Annotated in this window: 18 protein-coding genes and 1 pseudogene; 9 read left to right on the forward strand and 10 right to left on the reverse strand. The window is 62.8% G+C overall.

The annotated features are described in order from the left end of the window. Positions 1 to 18: 18 nt before the first annotated feature. Positions 19 to 630 (reverse strand): CDP-alcohol phosphatidyltransferase family protein, encoded by a 612-nt coding sequence (locus tag D8767_RS04855; protein WP_016713435.1) that lies wholly within the window; start codon positions 628 to 630, stop codon positions 19 to 21. Positions 631 to 768: 138 nt separating this feature from the next. On the opposite strand from D8767_RS04855, the gene D8767_RS04860 reads away from it, so the two are divergent. After that, the gene (locus tag D8767_RS04860; RefSeq protein ID WP_063977313.1) at positions 769 to 1,533 is read left to right on the forward strand and encodes a sulfite exporter TauE/SafE family protein; all 765 of its coding nucleotides are present in this window, start codon (positions 769 to 771) and stop codon (positions 1,531 to 1,533) included. On the opposite strand, the gene D8767_RS04865 is transcribed toward D8767_RS04860, so the two are convergent. Beyond that, the gene (locus D8767_RS04865; protein ID WP_016713437.1) at positions 1,523 to 1,837 is read right to left on the reverse strand and encodes a putative quinol monooxygenase; all 315 of its coding nucleotides are present in this window, start codon (positions 1,835 to 1,837) and stop codon (positions 1,523 to 1,525) included. The two genes, D8767_RS04860 and D8767_RS04865, sit on opposite strands and share 11 nt — an antisense overlap. 162 nt (positions 1,838 to 1,999) lie before the next feature. Between D8767_RS04865 and D8767_RS04870 the strand changes: the two genes are divergently transcribed. The 3 genes from D8767_RS04870 to ggt all read left to right on the forward strand — a co-directional run bounded on the left by D8767_RS04870 (position 2,000) and on the right by ggt (position 5,302). Beyond that, positions 2,000 to 2,590 carry an NAD(P)H-dependent oxidoreductase gene (locus D8767_RS04870; RefSeq protein WP_029380273.1) on the forward strand — a complete coding sequence of 197 codons (591 nt, stop codon included), beginning with the start codon at positions 2,000 to 2,002 and terminating at the stop codon, positions 2,588 to 2,590. 30 nt (positions 2,591 to 2,620) lie between these two features. Continuing rightward, a complete protein-coding gene (locus D8767_RS04875) occupies positions 2,621 to 3,517 on the forward strand; it encodes a LysR family transcriptional regulator (protein ID WP_028699858.1) in 897 nt (298 codons plus the stop codon). Positions 3,518 to 3,634: 117 nt separating this feature from the next. Beyond that, positions 3,635 to 5,302: a gamma-glutamyltransferase gene (gene ggt, locus D8767_RS04880; protein ID WP_016713440.1), complete on the forward strand. Its 1,668-nt coding sequence runs from the start codon at positions 3,635 to 3,637 to the stop codon at positions 5,300 to 5,302. Positions 5,303 to 5,420: 118 nt separating this feature from the next. Here ggt and D8767_RS04885 read toward each other — a convergent pair. Continuing rightward, positions 5,421 to 7,346: pseudogene (locus D8767_RS04885) on the reverse strand (methyl-accepting chemotaxis protein); the annotation flags it as partial. A 168-nt stretch (positions 7,347 to 7,514) separates the two neighbouring features. Then, positions 7,515 to 8,408, reverse strand: a complete 894-nt coding sequence (locus D8767_RS04890) for a neutral zinc metallopeptidase (RefSeq protein ID WP_016713442.1) — start codon at positions 8,406 to 8,408, stop codon at positions 7,515 to 7,517. 200 nt (positions 8,409 to 8,608) lie between these two features. Here D8767_RS04890 and pcaH point away from each other — a divergent pair, with 200 nt between their 5' ends. Both pcaH and pcaG read left to right on the forward strand, forming a co-directional pair. Then, positions 8,609 to 9,328 (forward strand): protocatechuate 3,4-dioxygenase subunit beta, encoded by a 720-nt coding sequence (gene pcaH / locus D8767_RS04895; protein ID WP_009682255.1) that lies wholly within the window; start codon positions 8,609 to 8,611, stop codon positions 9,326 to 9,328. 10 nt (positions 9,329 to 9,338) lie between these two features. Continuing rightward, the gene (pcaG, locus tag D8767_RS04900; protein ID WP_016713443.1) at positions 9,339 to 9,944 is read left to right on the forward strand and encodes a protocatechuate 3,4-dioxygenase subunit alpha; all 606 of its coding nucleotides are present in this window, start codon (positions 9,339 to 9,341) and stop codon (positions 9,942 to 9,944) included. A gap of 34 nt (positions 9,945 to 9,978) precedes the next feature. On the opposite strand, the gene D8767_RS04905 is transcribed toward pcaG, so the two are convergent. The 5 genes from D8767_RS04905 to D8767_RS04925 form a co-directional block, all read right to left on the reverse strand. Next, positions 9,979 to 10,413 carry a cupin domain-containing protein gene (locus D8767_RS04905; RefSeq protein WP_016713444.1) on the reverse strand — a complete coding sequence of 145 codons (435 nt, stop codon included), beginning with the start codon at positions 10,411 to 10,413 and terminating at the stop codon, positions 9,979 to 9,981. A gap of 103 nt (positions 10,414 to 10,516) precedes the next feature. Beyond that, complete coding sequence (locus D8767_RS04910) at positions 10,517 to 11,422, reverse strand: LysR family transcriptional regulator (protein WP_016713445.1); 906 nt, start codon at positions 11,420 to 11,422, stop codon at positions 10,517 to 10,519. A gap of 57 nt (positions 11,423 to 11,479) precedes the next feature. Next, positions 11,480 to 12,565, reverse strand: coding sequence for a tRNA (uridine(54)-C5)-methyltransferase TrmA (trmA, locus tag D8767_RS04915; protein WP_016713446.1), 1,086 nt, complete (start codon positions 12,563 to 12,565; stop codon positions 11,480 to 11,482). Further along, positions 12,562 to 13,857, reverse strand: a complete 1,296-nt coding sequence (locus tag D8767_RS04920) for an NCS2 family permease (RefSeq protein WP_016713447.1) — start codon at positions 13,855 to 13,857, stop codon at positions 12,562 to 12,564. The genes trmA and D8767_RS04920 overlap by 4 nt, the downstream gene beginning before the upstream one ends. A 217-nt stretch (positions 13,858 to 14,074) precedes the next feature. Next, positions 14,075 to 15,295 carry an MFS transporter gene (locus tag D8767_RS04925; RefSeq protein ID WP_016713448.1) on the reverse strand — a complete coding sequence of 407 codons (1,221 nt, stop codon included), beginning with the start codon at positions 15,293 to 15,295 and terminating at the stop codon, positions 14,075 to 14,077. A 345-nt stretch (positions 15,296 to 15,640) separates the two neighbouring features. Between D8767_RS04925 and D8767_RS04930 the strand changes: the two genes are divergently transcribed. The 3 genes from D8767_RS04930 to D8767_RS04940 are packed head-to-tail and all read left to right on the forward strand — an operon-like array spanning position 15,641 to position 18,253. Next, positions 15,641 to 17,077, forward strand: coding sequence for a cytochrome ubiquinol oxidase subunit I (locus tag D8767_RS04930; protein ID WP_016713449.1), 1,437 nt, complete (start codon positions 15,641 to 15,643; stop codon positions 17,075 to 17,077). 3 nt (positions 17,078 to 17,080) lie between these two features. Continuing rightward, positions 17,081 to 18,088, forward strand: coding sequence for a cytochrome d ubiquinol oxidase subunit II (gene cydB / locus D8767_RS04935; RefSeq protein WP_016713450.1), 1,008 nt, complete (start codon positions 17,081 to 17,083; stop codon positions 18,086 to 18,088). Between the two features lie 9 nt (positions 18,089 to 18,097). Continuing rightward, on the forward strand, positions 18,098 to 18,253 hold the full coding sequence (locus tag D8767_RS04940) for a DUF2474 domain-containing protein (protein ID WP_016713451.1): 156 nt from the start codon (positions 18,098 to 18,100) through the stop codon (positions 18,251 to 18,253). A 31-nt stretch (positions 18,254 to 18,284) separates the two neighbouring features. Here D8767_RS04940 and D8767_RS04945 read toward each other — a convergent pair whose 3' ends face one another. Next, entirely contained in the window at positions 18,285 to 19,409 is a 1,125-nt protein-coding gene (locus D8767_RS04945) for a methyltransferase (protein WP_016713452.1), read from the reverse strand. Positions 19,410 to 19,440 lie beyond the last annotated feature (31 nt).

The following is a 19,440-nucleotide window of genomic DNA, read 5'->3' on the forward strand; positions in this document are numbered from 1 at the left end:
CGTCCTTTTGCGACGATTTTAGGCTCTGCGGGTTTCGGCCAGCCCCTGGCGAACCCGGTTGTAGAGGGTATAGAGCGAGAGCGCGAGGATGACCAGCAGCAAACCATTGATCCAGCTGTCGTTCAGCAGGCCAAATGCGACGCCGGTGCCCAGCAGGCCGAAGGCAAAGGCGCGGTCGCTTTTGCCCATGGGGCCGTCATAACGCCGCGAGGCACCGGCCAGCGGGCCCATGACCCCGGCATACTCGCTGAAGGTGGCACACAGCACCACCAGTACCACCAACGTCGGTGACACCCCGGCCAGCAGGGCGAAGGGCAGGTACAGGGCGGCGTCGGCGATCACGTCGCAGAGTTCGTTGAGGTAGGCGCCGAGGGTGGATTGCTGGCCGAACTCCCGGGCCAGCATGCCGTCGACGGCGTTCAGCGCCATGCGCAGCAGCATCCACACTGGCACCAGGATGAACAGCCAAGTGGCATGGGGCATGGCGGCCAGCAGCAGGCCCAGCAGGATCGATACCACGGCGGCGGTGACGGTGACCTGGTTGGCGGTGACGCCCCGGTCATGCAGGCGCTGGACGGTTGGGCGCAGCAGGGCCTGGAAGCGCGGTTTGAGCTGGTAGATCGATGCCACTGGAAAGTCCTTTTTAGTGGTGCGATGTGCCGATTGTGTGCCGAGGATTTTGCTGGCTGCAAGTGAGTGGCTGAGAAATTGCTCACATCGGTTGAGGCCAGGGTTTTCAGCGCGCCCGGCGCACGCCATTATCGGCCCATGACTACCTTGCTCGCTTTCTACCAGAACATTGGCCCAGCGCTCTCGCTGCTGGTGGTGCTGACCTTCCTGCTGGCCGGCGCCGTCAAAGGGGTGATCGGCCTGGGTATGCCGACCATCGCCATGGGCCTGCTGGGCCTGGCTATGTCACCGGCGCAGGCTGCTGCGCTGCTGATCGTGCCTTCGACCCTCACCAACCTTTGGCAATTGGCAAGTGGCGGGCACCTTCAGGCCTTGCTGGTGCGGCTAGGCCCGATGCTGGCACTCATCTTCATTGGCACCTTGCTGGGCAGCGTCTGGTTGGGCATCAACAGCGGCCCATGGGCCGTCCACGCACTGGGTGCGGCCTTGCTGGTGTATGCGGTGTACGGGCTGATTGGCTCAGGTTTGCAAGTGGCGGCGGCGCACGAGCGCTGGCTGGGGCCGGTTTGTGGGCTGGTGACGGGGGTCGTCACGGCGGCAACCGGGGTGTTCGTGATACCGGCTGTGCCTTACCTGCAGAGCCTGGGCCTGAGCCGCGAGCAACTGATCCAGGCCCTGGGCCTGTCGTTCACGGTTTCGACCCTGGCGCTGGCCGTTGGCCTTGCCGGGCAGGATGCCTTGGGTGGCCAGGCGTTGGGGGCTTCGCTGCTGATGCTGGCGCCAGCTTTGCTCGGCATGCTGGTCGGCCAGTGGTTGCGTCAGCGCATCAGCGCGCTGGTGTTCAAACGTTGCTTTTTCATCGGCCTGGCTGCACTGGGCGGCCATTTGCTGATCAACGGCTAGCGCTTGAGGCGCTGAGCATGTCGACCCGCTGGATATCGAAATCGCGCTCCAGGTAATCCATGCGCTTTTCGAAGAACGCGGCCATGTGCGGCAGGGCCGAATGCACATCCAGCGCAGCCTGGTCGGCCCACACTTCGAAAAACACGAACAGGCTCGGGTCCTGCTGGTCACGCAGCATGTGGTACTCGATGCAGCCCGGCTCCTGGCGGCTTGGCTCGACGTAAGGCCGGAACAGGTTTTCGAAGGCGTCAGCCATTTCTGGGCGGGTCTTGGCTTTGAGGATGAAGGCGAACTGCTCGCTCATGGGGTGGTACTCGGTGATTAAAGGTGAACCGATTCTACGGCAATAATATGCTGCGCATTCGTGACTTCTGGTCAATTGTATTTTGCCCCTTCACCGCTGTATCCCACCCCCATGAGTCTCTAACCTGCCGGCATGAATTTTGACCCGGCCGGGGAGGCCAGCATGAAAAAGATCCTTCTGCTCAATGGTGGTAAACAGTTCGCTCACTCCGATGGCCGCCTCAACGCGACCTTGCACGAAGCGGCCATCGCTCACCTGGACCGCGCCGGTTTCGATGTGCAGCAGACGTTCATCGACGGCGGCTACGACGTACAGGCCGAAGTGGAGAAGTTCCTCTGGGCCGATGTCATCATCTATCAAATGCCGGGGTGGTGGATGGGCGCGCCCTGGACCGTGAAGAAGTACATCGATGAAGTCTTCACCGCTGGCCATGGCAGCCTTTACGCCAACGATGGCCGCACCCGTTCGGATCACTCGCAAAAGTACGGCAGCGGTGGTTTGGTACAGGGCAAGCAGTACATGCTGTCGCTGACCTGGAACGCGCCGCAGCAGGCATTCGATGACCCTGCCGATTTCTTCGAAGGCAAGGGTGTGGATGCGGTGTACTTCCCGTTTCACAAGGCCAACCAGTTCCTCGGCATGACCGGCCTGCCAACCTTCCTGGCGGTAGATGTGATGAAACGCCCGGATGTACCGGCGGCACTGGCGGCTTATGGGGCACATCTGGACAAGGTGTTCGGCAAGGCGATCTAATCCAGGCAATTAGCTGCCGCAGGCCCGAATGTGAAAACCCGATCCGAAGAACTCCAGGTGTTCGTCGCCGTCATCGACTGCGGCTCGATCTCTGCCGCTGCCGAGCAGATGGGCCAGACCCCGTCCGCCGTCAGCCGTACCTTGTCGCGCCTGGAGGGCAAGCTCGGCACTACCTTGGTCAACCGCACCACCCGGCGTATGGATCTGACCGAGGAAGGGCGCTTTTTCCTTGAGCGTTCGCGGCAGGTACTGGAGCAGATGGACGAGATGGAAGAGCGCCTGTCGATGAACCGCCAGACCGCTACCGGGCGCCTGCGCATCAATGCGGCCGCGCCGTTCATGCTGCATGCCATCTTGCCGTGGATCGGCGAGTTTCGCCGCCAGTACCCGGGTATCGAGCTGGAGCTGAACACTGACGACCTGATCATCGACCTGCTGGAGCAGAGCACCGACGTGGCGATCCGCATCGGTGAGCTGGCCGACTCCAGCCTGCACGCACGCAACCTCGGTTGCAGCCCGGTGCAGGTGCTGGCCAGCCCGGCTTACCTTGAGCAGCACGGTACACCGCAGCAGGTCGAGGACCTGGCCAACCATTGTCTGCTGGGTTTCAGCCAGCCCGAATCGCTCAACCAGTGGCCACTGCGCCATGCCCAGGGTGACCGTTGGAGCATTCGCCCGGCGCTGATCGCCTCCAGTGGCGAGACCCTGCGCCAGCTGGCGCTGGCCGGCGAGGGCATCGTCAGTCTGTCGCACTTCATGACCCACGAGGACATTCGCACCGGGCGCCTGCAGGTGCTGCTGAGCGAGGCCAACAATGGCTACCGCCAGCCGATTCACGCGGTGTACTACCGCAACACCCAGCTGGCATTGCGTATCCAGTGCTTCCTCGATTTCATCCAGCGCAAGCTGGCGATGTACGCCTGCTGAGTTGCCTGAACGCGACAGATCCTGTCCGCAGGCGGCGAAACCTCCTACGTGTTATTGCGCAGTCGAACCGCTTCGGCCTTACTGACTGCTCAACAAAAACAACACCAAGGAAGTGTCATGCGTATTGTTCCATTCCAGTACCTGGCTCTCGCAGCCGCGATCCTGAGCTGTTCCTCGGTTTACGCCGCCACGCTGGAGGGTGGCGCGGTGGCGGCCCCCGATCAATATGGTGCACAGGTGGCTGCCGATATCCTGAAAAAGGGTGGTAACGCGGTGGATGCCGCGGTGGCCACTGCCTTCACCTTGGCAGTGACGTACCCCGAAGCCGGTAACATTGGTGGTGGCGGGTTCATGACCCTGTTCGTCGACGGCAAGCCTTACTTCCTCGACTACCGCGAAGTCGCGCCAAAGGCCGCCACGCGCAACATGTACCTCGATGACAAGGGCGAAGTCATCGAGAACCTCAGCCTGGTCGGGGTGCGTGCAGCAGGTGTGCCCGGCACCGTGATGGGCCTGTGGGAGGCCCACGAGAAGTTCGGCAAGCTGCCCTGGAGCGAGCTGCTGACCCCGGCCATCGGCTATGCGAAAAACGGCTTCAAGGTGGCGGAAAAGCAGTACCAGTACCGCAACGATGCCCAAGGCATGTTCAAGACGGCGACCAATTTCAACGACTACTTCGGCAACATGAAGGTCGGTGAACTGTTCAAGCAGCCAGAAATGGCCCAGACACTGGAACGTATCGCTGACAAAGGCGTGAGCGAGTTCTACCAGGGCAAGACCGCCGACCTGTTGGTGGCGCAGATGCAGGCTGACCAAGGCCTGATCACCAAAGAAGACCTGAAGGACTACAAGGCCGTATGGCGTGAGCCGATGGCCGTGAGCTGGCGTGGCAATGTGGTCTACACCGCGCCACCGCCAAGCTCTGGCGGTGTGGCCCTGGCCCAGCTGCTGGGCATCAAGGAAGACCGTGCGGCGGACTTCAAAGGGGTGGCGCACAACTCGGCGCAGTACATCCACCTGTTGGCCGAGATCGAGAAGCGTGTGTTCGCCGACCGTGCCGACTACCTCGGTGACCCGGCGTTCACAAAGGTACCTGTGGATAAACTGGTGGCCAAGGACTACCTGGCCAAGCGTGCCGCGCAGGTCAACCCGAACGCCATTTCCGAAACCGACAAGGTCAAGCCGGGCCTTGAGCCGCACCAGACCACGCACTTCTCCATCGTCGACAAGCAGGGCAACGCGGTCAGCAACACCTACACTCTCAACCTCGACTACGGCAGTGGCGTGGTGGTGAAGGGGGCAGGCTTCCTGCTCAACGACGAGATGGATGACTTCAGCGCCAAGCCGGGGGCGGCGAATGCCTTTGGTGTGGTGGGTGGCGATGCCAATGCCATCGAACCGGGCAAGCGTATGTTGTCGTCGATGAGCCCTAGCCTGATGACCCGCGATGGCAAAGTCGAGCTGGTGATCGGTACCCCGGGTGGCTCGCGGATCTTTACCTCGATCTTCCAGGTGATGAACAACCTGTACGACTACGGCATGCCGCTGGACAAGGCGGTGGCGGCGCAGCGCGTGCACCATCAGTTGCTGCCCAAGGACACTATCTACTTTGATGCCTATGCGCCGTTGACCGGGCCGGAGGCTGACAAGTTGAAGAAGATGGGTTATGTGCTGGAGGATCAGGGCTGGGAGATGGGGGATATCCAGGCGATCCGGGTAAATGGGGCGAAGCTTGAGACCGCTTCGGATCCGCGTGGGCGTGGGGTGGGGATGATCGTCAAATAGTGCTTTGTAGGCAGTGCTGACGCATTCGCGGGAAACCCGCTCCCACAGGTACAGCGCAACCTTCGAAGTTTGCGCTGTACCTGTGGGAGCGAGTTTTCCCGCGAATGCTTTCTGTCGGTCAGACGCGGAACTGGCTGACCAGCGTCTGCAACTGCCCACCCAGCCGCGCCAGTTCCACGCTGGACGCCGCCGTCTCGTCACTGGCCGCTGCCGTCTGCTCCGACACATCACGCACATTCAGAATGCTGCGGCTGATCTCTTCAGCCACCGCGCTCTGTTGCTCTGCCGCCGCCGCAATCTGCTGGTTCATCGACTGGATGCTCGACACCGTGCTGGTGATGCTCTCCAGCGAAGTCCCGGCCTTGCGTGCCAGCTCGACGCTGCTGTCGGTGAGGGTACGGCTGCCCTGCATGGCGTTCGCCACTTGCTGGGTGCCATGTTGCAGGCTGGCAGCCAGCTCTTCGATTTCTTCGGTGGACTTCTGCGTGCGCTGCGCCAGGCCGCGCACTTCGTCGGCAACCACGGCAAATCCACGCCCGGCCTCGCCAGCACGCGCCGCTTCGATCGCTGCGTTCAGCGCCAGCAGGTTGGTCTGTTCGGCCACCGACTTGATCACGTCCATCACGCTGCCGATCTTCTGGCTTTCCTGCTGCAGCAGGTTCATGGCTTCGGTGGAGCGGTGCATGTCTTCGGCCAGGCGCTCGATCTGGCCAATCGCCTCGCCCACCACGCGATCGCCGGCACGGGCTTCGTCGTCGGCACCGGTGGCGGCATGCGAGGCCTGCTCGGCGTTGCGTGCCACTTCCTGAACGGTGGCGGCCATTTCGTGCATGGCGGTGGCCACCTGGTCGGTCTCGACCTTCTGGCTGTTGGCGCCCGCGCTGGTCTGTTCGGTGACTGCCGACAGCTCTTCGGCGGCGCTGGCGATCTGGGTGACGCCATCACGGATGCCAGTGATCAGCTCGCGCAGGGTGGTGCCCATGCGCGCGATGCCTTGCTGCAACACGCCCAACTCATCGCGGCGGGTGACGCGCAGGTGCTGGGTAAGGTCGCCGCTGGCGATCCTTTCCACCGCTCCCAGGGTTTCACGCAGCGGTCCGGTGATCTGGCGGGTGATCAGCACCGCTGCCAGCACGCCAACCAACAGCGCCAGCAACGTGGCGATGGCCTGCAGGCTGCGGGCCTGGGTGCTTTCGATGTCGCGGCGCTCCAGCTGGATCTGGTACAGCGCATCGCTGCGCTTGACGATGTCGGCGCCCTGTACGGTCATTTCGGCGCGTGAGGTGGTGATGTCGGCGACTGCGTCGCGGAATTGGCGGACGGCGTCGCGGTAGGCCAGCACCGAGCGCTCGAACTGTTGCAGACGAGCGTCTTCGGCGGGCAGCTGGCGCTTGAGGTTGTCGATGTCGGCCAGCGCTGCGTCCAGCTGGCGCAGGGCGGCTTGTTCGTTGGCGGCGGTGTTGTCGGCAATGTAGCCGCGCACGTCGATGCGCACCTGCAACAGTTGCTGGCGAGCCTTGCTGATCAGTTGGTACTGGGCCAGGCGTACGCTGTCGGCCTCGGGGCGTGCCATGACTTCCTGGCTGAGCACATCCATGGCCTGGTCGGCGCGGGTGGCCGAGCTGTCCATCGCCGCACGCGCATTGCGGGTGGCGTCGTAGCCCTGGCGCATCTTGTTCAGCGACAGCTTGTAGGCGCTGATGGTTTCGCCCAGTTCATTCAGCAGCTTGATGTTTTCCGGGCTCTTGAAGGTGCTGGCCAGGTAAGCCTGTTGCTTGCTGAAGGCGTCCAGTTTGGTCTGGGTGTTGGCGGCGGCGGCATCGTCGCCGTTGGCGATCATGTACTGCAGGCGCGCAATGCGCAGGTCGGTGAGGTCCTTGTTCAGCTGGCCGATGTCGCCCATCCAGTTGCTGCGGTCGATCAGGCTGCCCAGGCTGGTCCAGCCGGTGAGGGCCAGCAGGCCGGTGAGGACCAGCACCAGGCCGAAGCCCAGGCCGAGTTTGAGGTTGACGCTGATGTTGGCGAACCAGCTGTTCATGCACGCTCTCCAGAAGTAGTTTTCGCTCTCTTGATCTTCGATCGCCAGGCGTTGTTGTTCTGGATGCCTGCTGATTCGTGCAGGGGTTATCGGCAATGATTGCGGAAGCTGAAACGCTTTTTCAGCAGATTTGTAACTGGATAAATTGGGGCTGCAAAGCGGCCCCGATCAGTATCAAAGGTTACGCGCACTGAAGGTGTCGCAACTGTTCACCTCGCCTTGGGCAAACCCGGCCTTGAACCAGCGCACCCGCTGCGCCGAAGTGCCATGGGTGAACGAGTCAGGCACTACGCGTCCGCGACCTTGCTGTTGCAGGCGGTCATCGCCAATGGCATTGGCCGCGTTCAAGGCTTCTTCGACGTCACCCGGTTCCAGCCAGTTCAGGCGCTTTTGGGCCTGGTAGGCCCACACGCCGGCCAGGCAGTCGGCTTGCAGTTCCTGGCGCACCAGCAGGCCGTTGTCGCCTTCCATGCGCTGGCCGTTGCGGCGCGCGGCATCCACCTTGGCCGAAACGCCCAGCAGGGTCTGCACATGGTGGCCGATTTCGTGAGCGATCACGTAGGCCTGGGCAAAATCGCCAGCGGCAGCAAAGCGGGTTTCCATTTCGCGGAAGAACGACATGTCCAGGTACACCCGCTGGTCTGCCGGGCAATAGAACGGCCCCACTGCCGCCGAGGCGAAACCACAGGCTGAATTGACCTGGCCACTGAACAGCACCAGCTTGGGGTCGCGGTACTGTTTGCCGGCTTCGGCAAACAGGGCTTTCCAGGTGTCTTCGGTGTCGCCCAGGATCGAGGCCACGAACTCGGCCTGTTGGTCATTGGCCGGTGGCGCCTTGCCGCCCGCACCACTCGGTGCAACCTGCGTCTGTTGCTGTTCCATCTGGCCGGCGAGCTGGCCAAGAATCTGCAAAGGGTCCTGCCCGGTGAGCCAGCCGATGCCGACGATCAGCAGGATCGCCCCAAGCCCCAGCCCCTTGCCGCCGCCGAAACGCATGCCGCCGCCACCGCCACCTTCGCCTCGGGCATCGACCACGTTGTCGCTGCGTCGGCCTTTTCGCCATTCCATGAGTGCTCTCCCGAGCGTGAAACAAGAAGACAAAGATTAGTTCACGACAGCGGCAGGTGTCAGGCCAAGGTGTTAAACCATAACCAAATGGTTATGTGAGAGAGGGCTGATTTCAATATTCATCGCGCGCGACATGCCTGAAACTGCAAGTCCGCCTGCCACGCCCAGGCGTTCACATAATTCCAAGAGAGGAAACCGGCATGCCCGCACAGGACAACAGCCGCTTCGTGATCCGTGATCGCAACTGGCACCCCAAAGCTCTTACGCCTGACTACAAGACGTCCGTTGCCCGCTCGCCGCGCCAGGCACTGGTCAGCATTCCGCAGTCGATCAGCGAAACCACGGGGCCAGACTTTTCCCACCTGGGCTTCGGTGCCCACGACCATGACCTGCTGCTGAACTTCAACAACGGTGGCCTGCCGATCGGCGAACGCATCATCGTTGCCGGCCGTGTGGTCGACCAGTACGGCAAGCCTGTACCGAATACCCTCGTGGAGATGTGGCAAGCCAACGCCGGCGGCCGCTACCGCCACAAGAACGACCGCTACCTGGCACCGCTGGACCCGAACTTCGGTGGCGTTGGCCGTTGCCTGACCGACCGTGATGGCTACTACAGCTTCCGTACCATCAAGCCAGGCCCGTACCCATGGCGCAACGGCCCTAACGACTGGCGCCCGGCGCACATCCACTTCGCCATCAGCGGCCCGTCGATTGCGACCAAGCTGATCACCCAGCTGTACTTCGAGGGTGACCCGCTGATCCCGATGTGCCCGATCGTCAAGTCGATCGCCAACCCGCAAGCCGTGCAGCAGTTGATCGCCAAGCTCGACATGAGCAACGCCAACCCGATGGACTGCCTGGCCTACCGCTTCGACATCGTGCTGCGCGGCCAGCGCAAGACCCACTTCGAAAACTGCTGAGGACCCCGCCATGCCAATCGAACTGCTGCCGGAAACCCCTTCGCAGACCGCCGGCCCCTACGTGCACATCGGCCTGGCCCTGGAAGCGGCCGGCAACCCGACCCGCGACCAGGAAATCTGGAACCGTCTGGCCAAGCCAGACGCGCCGGGCGAGCACATTCTGCTGATCGGCCAGGTGTATGACGGTAACGGCCACCTGGTGCGCGACTCGTTCCTGGAAGTGTGGCAAGCCGACGCCAATGGCGAATACCAGGATGCCTACAACCTGGAAAACGCCTTCAACAGCTTTGGTCGCACCGCCACCACCTTCGATGCCGGCGAGTGGACGCTGCACACGGTCAAGCCGGGCGTGGTGAACAACGCGGCTGGCGTGCCGATGGCGCCGCACATCAACATCAGCCTGTTTGCCCGGGGCATCAACATTCATCTGCACACGCGCGTGTACTTCGATGACGAAGCCTTGGCCAACGCCAAGTGCCCGGTGCTGAACCTGATTGAGCAGCCGCAGCGGCGTGAGACGTTGATTGCCAAGCGTTGCGAAGTGGACGGGAAAACGGCGTATCGCTTTGATATCCGTATTCAGGGGGAAGGCGAAACGGTGTTCTTCGACTTCTGATGGGAACCTGGGGCCGCAAGGCGGCCCCGGGCTATCAGCTGTTCACGGGCTTCAGGTCAAACGCATCGGCCTGGTACTGGAACAGCAGGCAATCGCCCGCCGCAGTGCATCCGCTTTCATGCACCAGGTCGGCCGGCAGCTTGTAGTAGGACCCGGCTGAAAACTCCGTGCGTTTGCCATCGATCACCGCGTAGAAAGTACCCTTCAGCACCACGGTCGGCAGTGCCTGGCTGTGCTGGTGCAGACCGTTGTCGGTACCTTTTTTGAATTTCACATAGGCCGAGTAAGGCCCCTTGCCGAAAATATCCCCTTCAACGTTGGCGTAGCTGACTGCGCCGTTGGTGTTGGGTACGTCCTGCCACTTCAGTGCTGCGCTATCGGGTACTGACACGGTGTCTTCTGCTGCGTTGATGCCAGCGGCCAGGGTGGCGAGCGCCACGCCCGCAATAATCGCCTGCAAAGCTTTCATGGTAGAGCTCCTTCGTTGAGTGACAGTGCAACGAAGCCTAACCAAACAGTTTCCGCACAAATACGCCTCGCGGTGCGCATGACTTGTGCATGTTTTGCACAGATCACGCCTGCCATCGTGGCTGCGCGTAGTAGGTTTGTGCATAGTCCAGCAGCGCCCTCACCTTGGGTGCCAGGTAGCGGCTTTGCGGATACACCGCATACAGGTTGCGTGGTGGCAGTTTCCAGTCTTTGAGCACCGGCACCAGGCGCCCGTCCAGCAAGGCGTCATGCACGATGAAACGGTCGAAGCTGGCAATGCCCAGCCCGCCGATGGCAGCCGCGCGCAGGGCCATCGGCGAGTTGGCACTGAGGCGCCGGGGCATCAGGATGTTGCGCTGTTCACCCTCCTGGCTGGTCAGATGCAGCCGCTGTGGGTGAGGCAGGTTGCTGTAGCCGAGCAGGGGATGCTCAACAAGCGTTTCCAGGCAAGTCGGTGTGCCGTGGCGTTCCAGGTAGCGTGGCGCTGCTACCAGCAGCACCTCGCTGTGCGCCAGCAGGCGGGCTACCAGGCTGGAGTCGGGCAGATGATCGGTTATCCGAAGGCAAACATCGATTTCCTCTTCCAGCAGGTCGATGAAGCGATCGCTGCAATTGAGCTCGACCTGCAGGCGCGGGTGGCGCTCGACGAAGTCCGGCAGCCAGCGCCCTAGTTCAAGCTCGCCAAACGCCGTTGCCACGCCCAGGCGCAGGGTACCCGTGGGTTGCAGCTGATGCTCGGACAACTCCAGGGTCATCGCCTGCATCTGCTCGTGGATCTGCACGCAGTGGCGGTAGAAGAGCGTACCGGCTTCGGTCAGGTGCAGGCGGCGGGTGGTGCGGGTGAGCAGTTGTGTGCCCAGCTGGCGTTCCAGCTGTTTCACCTGGCGTGACAGCACGGTGTGGGACAGGCCTGCCTGGCTGGCGGCGGCACTGAAGCTGCCGAGGTCGACGACCCGGCGAAAGGCCTGCATGGCGTTTAACTGGTCCATCGGCACAGCTCTCCTGAAGCGCCCGGTGGAGCCTTGCAGGCCCCTCCGGGTAGCGGATCAGCGCCGGACCAGCAACACCCCGCTTTCCATGTGATGGGTATACGGGAACTGGTCGAACAGCGCGTAGCGTTCGATACGGTGGGTATCTTGCAGCTGGGCGATGTTCTGCGCCAGTGTCTCGGGGTTGCAGGAGATGTACAGAATCCGCTCGAAGCGCCGGGTCAGCTCGCAGGTGTCCGGGTCCATCCCTGCGCGCGGCGGGTCGACGAACACGGTGCCGAAGTCGTAGCTCTTCAGGTCGATGCCTTCCAGGCGACGGAACGGCCGCACCTCATTCAGCGCCTGGGTCAGCTCTTCCGCCGACAAGCGCACCAAACGCACGTTATCCACAGCGTTCTCGTCGAGGTTGCTCAGCGCGGCATTGACCGAGGTCTTGCTGATTTCGGTCGCCAGCACCTGTCGCACGCGGGTAGCCAGCGGCAGGGTGAAGTTGCCGTTGCCGCAGTACAGCTCCAGCAAATCGTCTTCACGCTCGCCGATGGCGTCGAACGCCCAGCTCAGCATCTTCTGGTTCACAGCACCGTTAGGCTGGGTGAACGCGCCTTCCGGCTGGCGATAGCTGAACACGCGGCCAGCCACGTCGAGTTTTTCCACCGCGTAGTCGCGGCCAATCACCAGGCGTTTGCCTTTGGAGCGGCCAATCACGCTAACACCGAGCGCTTCGGCCAGTTGCCGTGCGGCCAGTTCCCACGCCTCGTCCAACGGGCGGTGGTAGCACAGGGTGATCATGGCATCGCCGGCCAGGGTGGTCAGGAATTCTACCTGGAACAGGCGGTTGCCCAGTTCTTCACTGGCCTGCCAGGCCGCCTTCAGGCGCGGCATCAGCGCATTGATGCGCTGGCTGGCAATGGGGAAATCCTCGATCAGAATCGCCTTGTGCTTCTCGCCCGGGGCGAACATGGCGTAGTGGCGCTGGCCATCCTCGCGCCACAGGCGGAACTCGGCGCGCAGGCGGTAGTGCTCGCGTGGCGAGTCGAAAACAGCAGGCTCCGGCGCGCCGAAGGGCGCCAGCAGCTCGCGCAGCCGGGCCACCTTGGCATCCAGCTGGGTGGCGTAGGAGGAGGGGTCGAAAGCAGCACTCATGCGTTGAACCAGCCCAGCTTGATGACGAACAGGATGGAAAGGATCACCAAGGCCGGGTTCAGGTCGCGGTGGCGGCCGGAGATCAGCTTGACGGCAGTCCAGGAAATGAAGCCGAAGGCGATGCCGTTGGCGATCGAGTAGGTCAGCGGCATGGCCAGGGCAGTCACCACTACCGGTGCGGCTTCGGTAACGTCGTCCCAGTTTATTTCTGCCAGGCCCGAAGCCATCAGCACCGCGACGAACAGCAACGCCGGGGCGGTGGCGAAGGCAGGCACGCTACCGGCCAGCGGAGCGAAGAACAGCGCCAGCAGGAACAGCACGGCAACCACGATGGCGGTTAGGCCAGTGCGGCCACCGGCGCTCACGCCAGCAGCGGACTCGATGTAGCTGGTGGTGGTCGAGGTGCCCAGCAGCGAACCGGCCATGGCGGCGGTGCTGTCGGCGATCAGGGCGCGGCCCATTTTTGGCATGTGGCCGTCCTTGCCCATCAAGCCGGCGCGCTTGGCCACGCCGATGAGGGTGCCGGAGTTGTCGAACAGGTCGACGAACAGGAAGGCGAAGATCACGCTGACCAGGCCTACGTCCAGCGCACCGGCAATGTCCAGTTGCAGGAAGGTCGGTGCCAGCGACGGCGGCATGGAGACGATGCCGCCGAACGGCGTCACGCCCATCACGATCGAGGCGATGGTCACCGCCAGGATGCCGATCAGCACGGCGCCCCGCACTTTCAGCGACTCCAGGCCCACGATCAGGAAGAAGCCCAGGGTAGCGAGGACCGGTGCTGGCTGCTTGAGGTCGCCAAGGCCCACCAGGGTAGCCGGGTTATCGACGACGATGCCAGCATTATGCAGGGCGATCAGCGCCAGGAACAGCCCGATACCGGCGGCAATCGCCGAGCGCAGCGGCAGCGGGATGCTGTTCACGATCCATTCGCGGATGCGGAAGATCGACAGCAGGAAGAACATCACCGCCGACAGGAACACCGCACCCAGCGCCACTTGCCAGGTGTGGCCCATGTGCAGCACCACGGTGTAGGTGAAGAACGCGTTCAGGCCCATGCCCGGCGCCAGGGCGATCGGGTAATTGGCGATCAGGCCCATGGTCACCGAGCCAATGGCTGCGGCCAGGCAGGTGGCGACGAAGATCGCGCCTTTGTCCATGCCGGTCTCGCCGAGGATGCTCGGGTTGACGAACAGGATGTAGGCCATGGCCAGGAAGGTGGTGACGCCCGCGAGAATCTCGGTGCGCACATTAGTGTTGTGTGCTTTTAGTTGAAACAGCCTTTCCAGCATGCCCGCTCCCCAAGGCGCCCCCGGCGCCATGAATGTATCGACCCCATCAGCAAAGCACAGACCGTACCGGTTGCCGTGGTTTTGTGTGGGGAGGAAAAAAGCCGCGCATGATACCAGCATGCTCGGCGGGGGCCTATGGCCGTTGGGAATGGGATTTTCTCAAGCCTGTGCGGCCTCTTCGCGGTTTTACCCGCGAAGAGGCCGCACAGGTTAGCGCTCAGTTGTTATGCAACCGATCCCGCTTGGCCAGTGTTGGGAACAGTCTTATCCACACCCCGGTCACCACCAACGTGCCCACTCCGCCCATCACCACCGCTGGCACTGTGCCAAACCAGTGCGCCGTCACCCCGGATTCGAACTCACCGAGCTGGTTCGAGGCACCAATGAACAACCCGTTCACCGCGCTCACCCGTCCGCGCATTTCATCCGGCGTTTCCAGTTGCACGAAAGCCCCGCGAATCACCATGCTGATCATGTCCGCCGCGCCCAGCACTACCAGCACTGCCAGCGAGAACCAGAACGAGGTCGACAGGCCGAAGGCGATGGTCGCCACGCCGAACACCCCGACTGCCGTGAACATGGTGCGCCCCACATTGCGTTCGAACGGGAAGCGCGCCAGCCATACCGACATCAGCAATGCGCCCACTGCCGGTGCCGAACGCAAAAGGCCGAGGCCCAGCGGGCCGGTCAGCAGGATGTCCTTGGCGAACACCGGCAGCAGCGCGGTGGCACCACCCAGCAGAACGGCAAAAAGGTCCAGCGAGATAGCGCCGAGGATGTCAGGCCGGCTGCGGATGAAGCGAATGCCGGCCAGCAGCGATTCGATGCTGGCCCGCCCGCGCTGCACGACCTGGCCGCGTGCCTGCAGGCTCAGGGTGAGCACGCAGGCGATGGCGTACAGGGCCACGGTGGGGCCATACACCCAGATGCTGCCAAAGGCATACAGGAAGCCGCCCACTGCTGGCGCCACGATGGTTGCTGATTGGGTGGCTGACGCTGACGCCGCCACCGCCCTTGGGAACAGCCCAGGCGGCACCACGTTGGGCAACAGCGCCTGGGTCGCCGGCATTTCGAACGAGCGTGTGGCACCCAGCAGGAAGGCGAGGGCGAAAATGAGTTCTCGGGTGACGTTGTCAGTCGCGCTGCCCACCGCTAGCGCCAGGGCGATCAACCCCTGCAGGCTCTGGCACAGGGCGGCGACTTTGCGCCGGTCATAGCGGTCGGCTACATGCCCGGTGTGCAGCATGAACAGCACCCGTGGTGCAAATTCCACCAGGCCGACCAGGCCCAGGTCCAGCACGTTGCCGGTCAATTGATAGAGGTGCCAGCCAATGGCCACCGTGAGCATCTGGAAGCCGCTGGCGGTAAACACGCGGGCCAGCCAGAACGCCAGGAAAGGGCGGTGGTGACGTAACAACTGCGGTGCGGAATCAGACATCGGAAACCAGGGGCCTCGGCGCAGTAGAGGGGGGCGCAGCGTATCATCTGTTTGTAACAAACGGTTGCTGTTTGCCCGGATCGGCACTTTTTCACACGTAATGAAAGAGGGTGGGGCAACCGGTCACGCGGCAATCAACCACACGGCTTGCCGGGCAATTCGGGACTATGCTTCTTAGCATTCGTTGATCTGGATCAATCGTTCCAGATTCAACGAATAGGCCCTTTGGGCCGGAATCCCTGCGATCGAACAGAACAATTCCAACACGCCGTACTCGACCCAGTGGGGGCAGTGGGCGACTGGGGCCACAAGCCCGGACGCCGGATTATCTGAAGAGGAAGCACCATGTTCGGAATAGAGGCCCTAGAGCTCGCCCGAATGCAGTTTGCCTTTACCGTGTCGTTCCACATCCTGTTCCCGGCCATCACCATTGGCCTGGCGAGCTACCTGGCAGTCCTCGAAGGCCTCTGGCTGCGGACCCACAACCAGGTCTACCGTGACCTCTATCACTTCTGGTCGAAAATTTTCGCCGTCAACTTCGGCATGGGCGTGGTCTCGGGCCTGGTCATGGCCTACCAGTTCGGTACCAACTGGAGCCGCTTCTCCGAGTTCGCCGGCGCCGTCACCGGGCCATTGCTGACCTACGAAGTGCTGACTGCCTTCTTCCTCGAAGCGGGCTTCCTCGGCGTCATGCTGTTCGGCTGGAACCGTGTAGGCCGCGGCTTGCACTTTTTCTCCACCTGCATGGTGGCACTGGGCACGCTGGTATCCACCTTCTGGATTCTCGCCTCCAACAGCTGGATGCAAACCCCGCAAGGCCACGAGATCATCGATGGCCGGGTGGTGCCGGTGGACTGGTTTGCGGTGGTGTTCAACCCCTCGTTCCCCTACCGCCTGATGCACATGGCCACTGCTGCGTTCGTCTCCACGGCGTTCTTCGTTGGCGCCTCGGCGGCCTGGCACCTGCTACGCGGGCGTGACAACCCGGCGGTGCGCAAGATGCTGTCGATGGCCATGTGGATGGCGCTGATCGTCGCCCCGATCCAGGCAGTGATCGGCGACTTCCATGGCCTGAACACGCTCAAGCACCAGCCGGTGAAAATCGCTGCCATCGAAGGCCACTGGGAGAACGTGCCCGGCGAGCCGACCCCGTTGATTCTGTTCGGCATCCCCGACATGAAGGCCGAAACGACGCACTTCAAACTGGAAATCCCGGCGCTCGGCAGCCTGATCCTCACCCACAGCCTGGACAAGCAGGTGCCGGCGATGAAGGAATTCCCGCCTGAGGACAGGCCCAACTCGACCATCGTCTTCTGGTCGTTCCGCATCATGGTCGGGCTTGGCTTGCTGATGATCTTCGTCGGCCTGTGGAGCCTGTGGCTGCGCAAGCGCGGCACGCTCTACACCTCGCGCCCGTTCCTGTACCTGGCGCTATGGATGGGGCCTTCCGGGCTGATCGCCTTGCTGGCCGGCTGGTTCACCACCGAAATTGGGCGCCAGCCCTGGGTGGTGTATGGCCTGATGCGCACGGCGGATGGTGTGTCCAACCACAGTTATGCACAGCTCGGCTTCACCCTGGTGGCGTTCGTGGTGGTGTACTTCGCCCTGTTCGGTACCGGCCTTGGCTACATGATGCGCCTGGTGCGCAAAGGACCGCAGACCGGCGAAGGTGACGAACACACACCGGGCGGCCCTGGCCAGAAACGTACGCCGGCGCGGCCGCTGTCTGCCGCCGATGATGGCCATGAGGCCAAGACTGCCAGCCTGAGCAAGGAGGACTGAGCCATGGGTATCGACCTTCCGCTGATCTGGGCGGTGATCATCATCTTCGGCGTCATGATGTACGTGGTGATGGACGGCTTCGACCTGGGTATCGGCATGCTCTTCCCCTTCGTCAAGGGCGAGCAGGACCGCGATGTAATGATGAACACCGTCGCCCCGGTGTGGGACGGCAACGAAACCTGGTTGATCCTGGGTGGTGCGGGGCTGTTCGGGGCGTTCCCGATGGCCTATGCCGTGGTGCTCGAAGCCCTGTACCTGCCGTTGATCCTGATGCTGATCGGGCTGATCTTCCGCGGCGTGGCCTTCGAGTTCCGCTTCAAGGCCAAGGCCGACAAGCGCCACATCTGGGACAAGGCGTTCATCTGGGGGTCCCTGGTTGCCACCTTCTTCCAGGGTGTGGCCCTGGGTGCCTTCCTCGAAGGCTTCAAGGTGGTCGACCGCCATTTTGCCGGTGGCACCCTCGATTGGCTTACCCCGTTCAGCCTGTTCTGTGGCTTGGGGCTGATCGTGGCCTACACGCTGTTGGGTTGTACCTGGCTGATCATGAAGACCGAAGGGCCGCTGCAACAGAAGATGCACGACATGGCCCGGCCGCTGGCGCTGGTGTTGCTGGTGGTGATCGGTATCGTCAGCCTGTGGACACCCATCGCTTATCCACAGATCGCCGACCGCTGGTTCAGCATGCCTAACCTGATCTGGTTCATGCCGGTACCGCTGCTGGTGCTGGTGACCTTCTACGGGTTGCTCAAGGCGGTGGCACGCAACGCGCACTACACGCCGTTCCTGCTCACCCTGGTGCTGATCTTCCTTGGCTACAGCGGCCTGGGCATCAGCCTGTGGCCGAACATCATCCCGCCGTCGATCTCGATCTGGGATGCTGCGGCGCCACCGCAAAGCCAGGGCTTCATGCTGGTGGGCACGTTATTCATCCTGCCGTTCATCCTTATGTACACCTTCTGGAGCTACTACGTGTTCCGCGGCAAGGTGACCCATGAAGACGGCTATCACTAGGAGGACCGCATGATGACCGGCAAACATGGCTTGGAAGAGAAGAAACCGCTGTGGCAGCGGCTGGGTTGGCTGTTGCTGATCTGGGCGATGAGCGTGGCGGCGTTGGGTGTGGCGGCGTGGGTGATGCGGCTGTTCATGGGGGCTGCGGGCCTTACCACCCACTGAGGTTGCGGGGAGAACTGTGGGAGCGGCGCCTTTACTTACGGGCTTTCAGGATGACGAACTTTGGCGTCGCTGCCACCTGCTCCACCCCCCGGAACAACCGCGCCAGCTTGCTGTGATAGCCCAAGTGCCGGTTACCCACGATGTACAGCGCCCCACCCACCACCAGCGCCTCACGCGCCTGCTGGAACATGCGCCAGGCCAGGAAATCCCCCACCACCTGCTGCTGGTGGAACGGCGGGTTGCACAGCACCACGTCCAGCGACTGCTTCTCCACCCCGGCCAACCCATCGGCTGCGACGAAGGTCGCCGGGCGTTCACCCAGTGCAGCCTGCCAGTTCTCCCGCGCCGATTGCACTGCCATGTACGACTCGTCGACCAGCGTGTACTGGGCATCCGGGTTGGCCAATGCACTGGCAATCGCCAGCACGCCATTACCGCAGCCCAGGTCTGCTACCCTCGCGTTGCCCAGGTCACGTGGCAGATGCGGCAGGAATGCCCGGGTGCCGATATCCAGCCCTTCACGGCAGAACACGTTGGCGTGGTTCACCAGCTCCAGCGCAGGCGCTTCAAGGCGATAGCGGCTAGGGTAGGGCGAGCGGGCGGTCGGTAGTTCGGCCACCGTTGCCGTCAGCAAGCGCGCCTTTTTCTGCGCCAGCGAGGCCTGCACCGGGCCGATGTACTTCTCCATCAGGTCACCGGCCGCGCGCGGCAAGTGCTTGATCATTGCCCCGGCAATCACCTGCGCCCCTGGCGCCAGGTGGCCTTGCAGGCGAATCAGTTGCTCTTCGAGCAGCGCCAGGGTTTTTGGCACGCGCACCAGCACCCGGTCGAACGGGCCTTGCCAGTGTTCACTGGCCGGTACGAACGGCACGCTGTCGAACGGCAAGCCATTGCGCGCCAGGTTCTTTTCCAGGGCCAGATGCGCCAGGTGCGAATCGCCACTGCTGACTACCTGCAGCTGGCCCGCCAGGCTGGCGGCCAAGGCACCGAAGCTGTCATTGAGCACCAGCACCCGGCAGCTGGCGTCGGGAGCCTGTTCGTGCAGTTGCGCAAGCAGGTACTCGTCGGCGGCGTCGAAAGCCTGCAGCGGGTCGTTGGCCTGCTCCGGCTGGCGGATCAGGTCGAGTTCGGCGTAGGGGGTGGTCAACAGGGGCATGGCGTCTGGCTCGGGTATGAAACTGCCCGTT

The organism is Pseudomonas sp. LTGT-11-2Z (assembly GCF_003691445.1).
Taxonomy (GTDB): Bacteria; Pseudomonadota; Gammaproteobacteria; order Pseudomonadales; family Pseudomonadaceae; genus Aquipseudomonas; species Aquipseudomonas monteilii.

Coding starts and splice junctions, on each gene's coding strand:
- D8767_RS04890 (WP_016713442.1), bottom strand. CDS start 8,408: ATGGAATGGCGAAAAGGCCGACGCAGCGACAACGTGGTCGATGCCCGA.
- cydB (WP_016713450.1), top strand. CDS start 17,081: ATGGGTATCGACCTTCCGCTGATCTGGGCGGTGATCATCATCTTCGGC.
- pcaH (WP_009682255.1), top strand. CDS start 8,609: ATGCCCGCACAGGACAACAGCCGCTTCGTGATCCGTGATCGCAACTGG.
- D8767_RS04905 (WP_016713444.1), bottom strand. CDS start 10,413: ATGAAAGCTTTGCAGGCGATTATTGCGGGCGTGGCGCTCGCCACCCTG.
- D8767_RS04940 (WP_016713451.1), top strand. CDS start 18,098: ATGATGACCGGCAAACATGGCTTGGAAGAGAAGAAACCGCTGTGGCAG.
- D8767_RS04870 (WP_029380273.1), top strand. CDS start 2,000: ATGAAAAAGATCCTTCTGCTCAATGGTGGTAAACAGTTCGCTCACTCC.
- pcaG (WP_016713443.1), top strand. CDS start 9,339: ATGCCAATCGAACTGCTGCCGGAAACCCCTTCGCAGACCGCCGGCCCC.
- D8767_RS04945 (WP_016713452.1), bottom strand. CDS start 19,409: ATGCCCCTGTTGACCACCCCCTACGCCGAACTCGACCTGATCCGCCAG.
- D8767_RS04860 (WP_063977313.1), top strand. CDS start 769: ATGACTACCTTGCTCGCTTTCTACCAGAACATTGGCCCAGCGCTCTCG.
- D8767_RS04865 (WP_016713437.1), bottom strand. CDS start 1,837: ATGAGCGAGCAGTTCGCCTTCATCCTCAAAGCCAAGACCCGCCCAGAA.
- D8767_RS04920 (WP_016713447.1), bottom strand. CDS start 13,857: ATGCTGGAAAGGCTGTTTCAACTAAAAGCACACAACACTAATGTGCGC.
- trmA (WP_016713446.1), bottom strand. CDS start 12,565: ATGAGTGCTGCTTTCGACCCCTCCTCCTACGCCACCCAGCTGGATGCC.
- ggt (WP_016713440.1), top strand. CDS start 3,635: ATGCGTATTGTTCCATTCCAGTACCTGGCTCTCGCAGCCGCGATCCTG.
- D8767_RS04910 (WP_016713445.1), bottom strand. CDS start 11,422: ATGGACCAGTTAAACGCCATGCAGGCCTTTCGCCGGGTCGTCGACCTC.
- D8767_RS04925 (WP_016713448.1), bottom strand. CDS start 15,295: ATGTCTGATTCCGCACCGCAGTTGTTACGTCACCACCGCCCTTTCCTG.
- D8767_RS04930 (WP_016713449.1), top strand. CDS start 15,641: ATGTTCGGAATAGAGGCCCTAGAGCTCGCCCGAATGCAGTTTGCCTTT.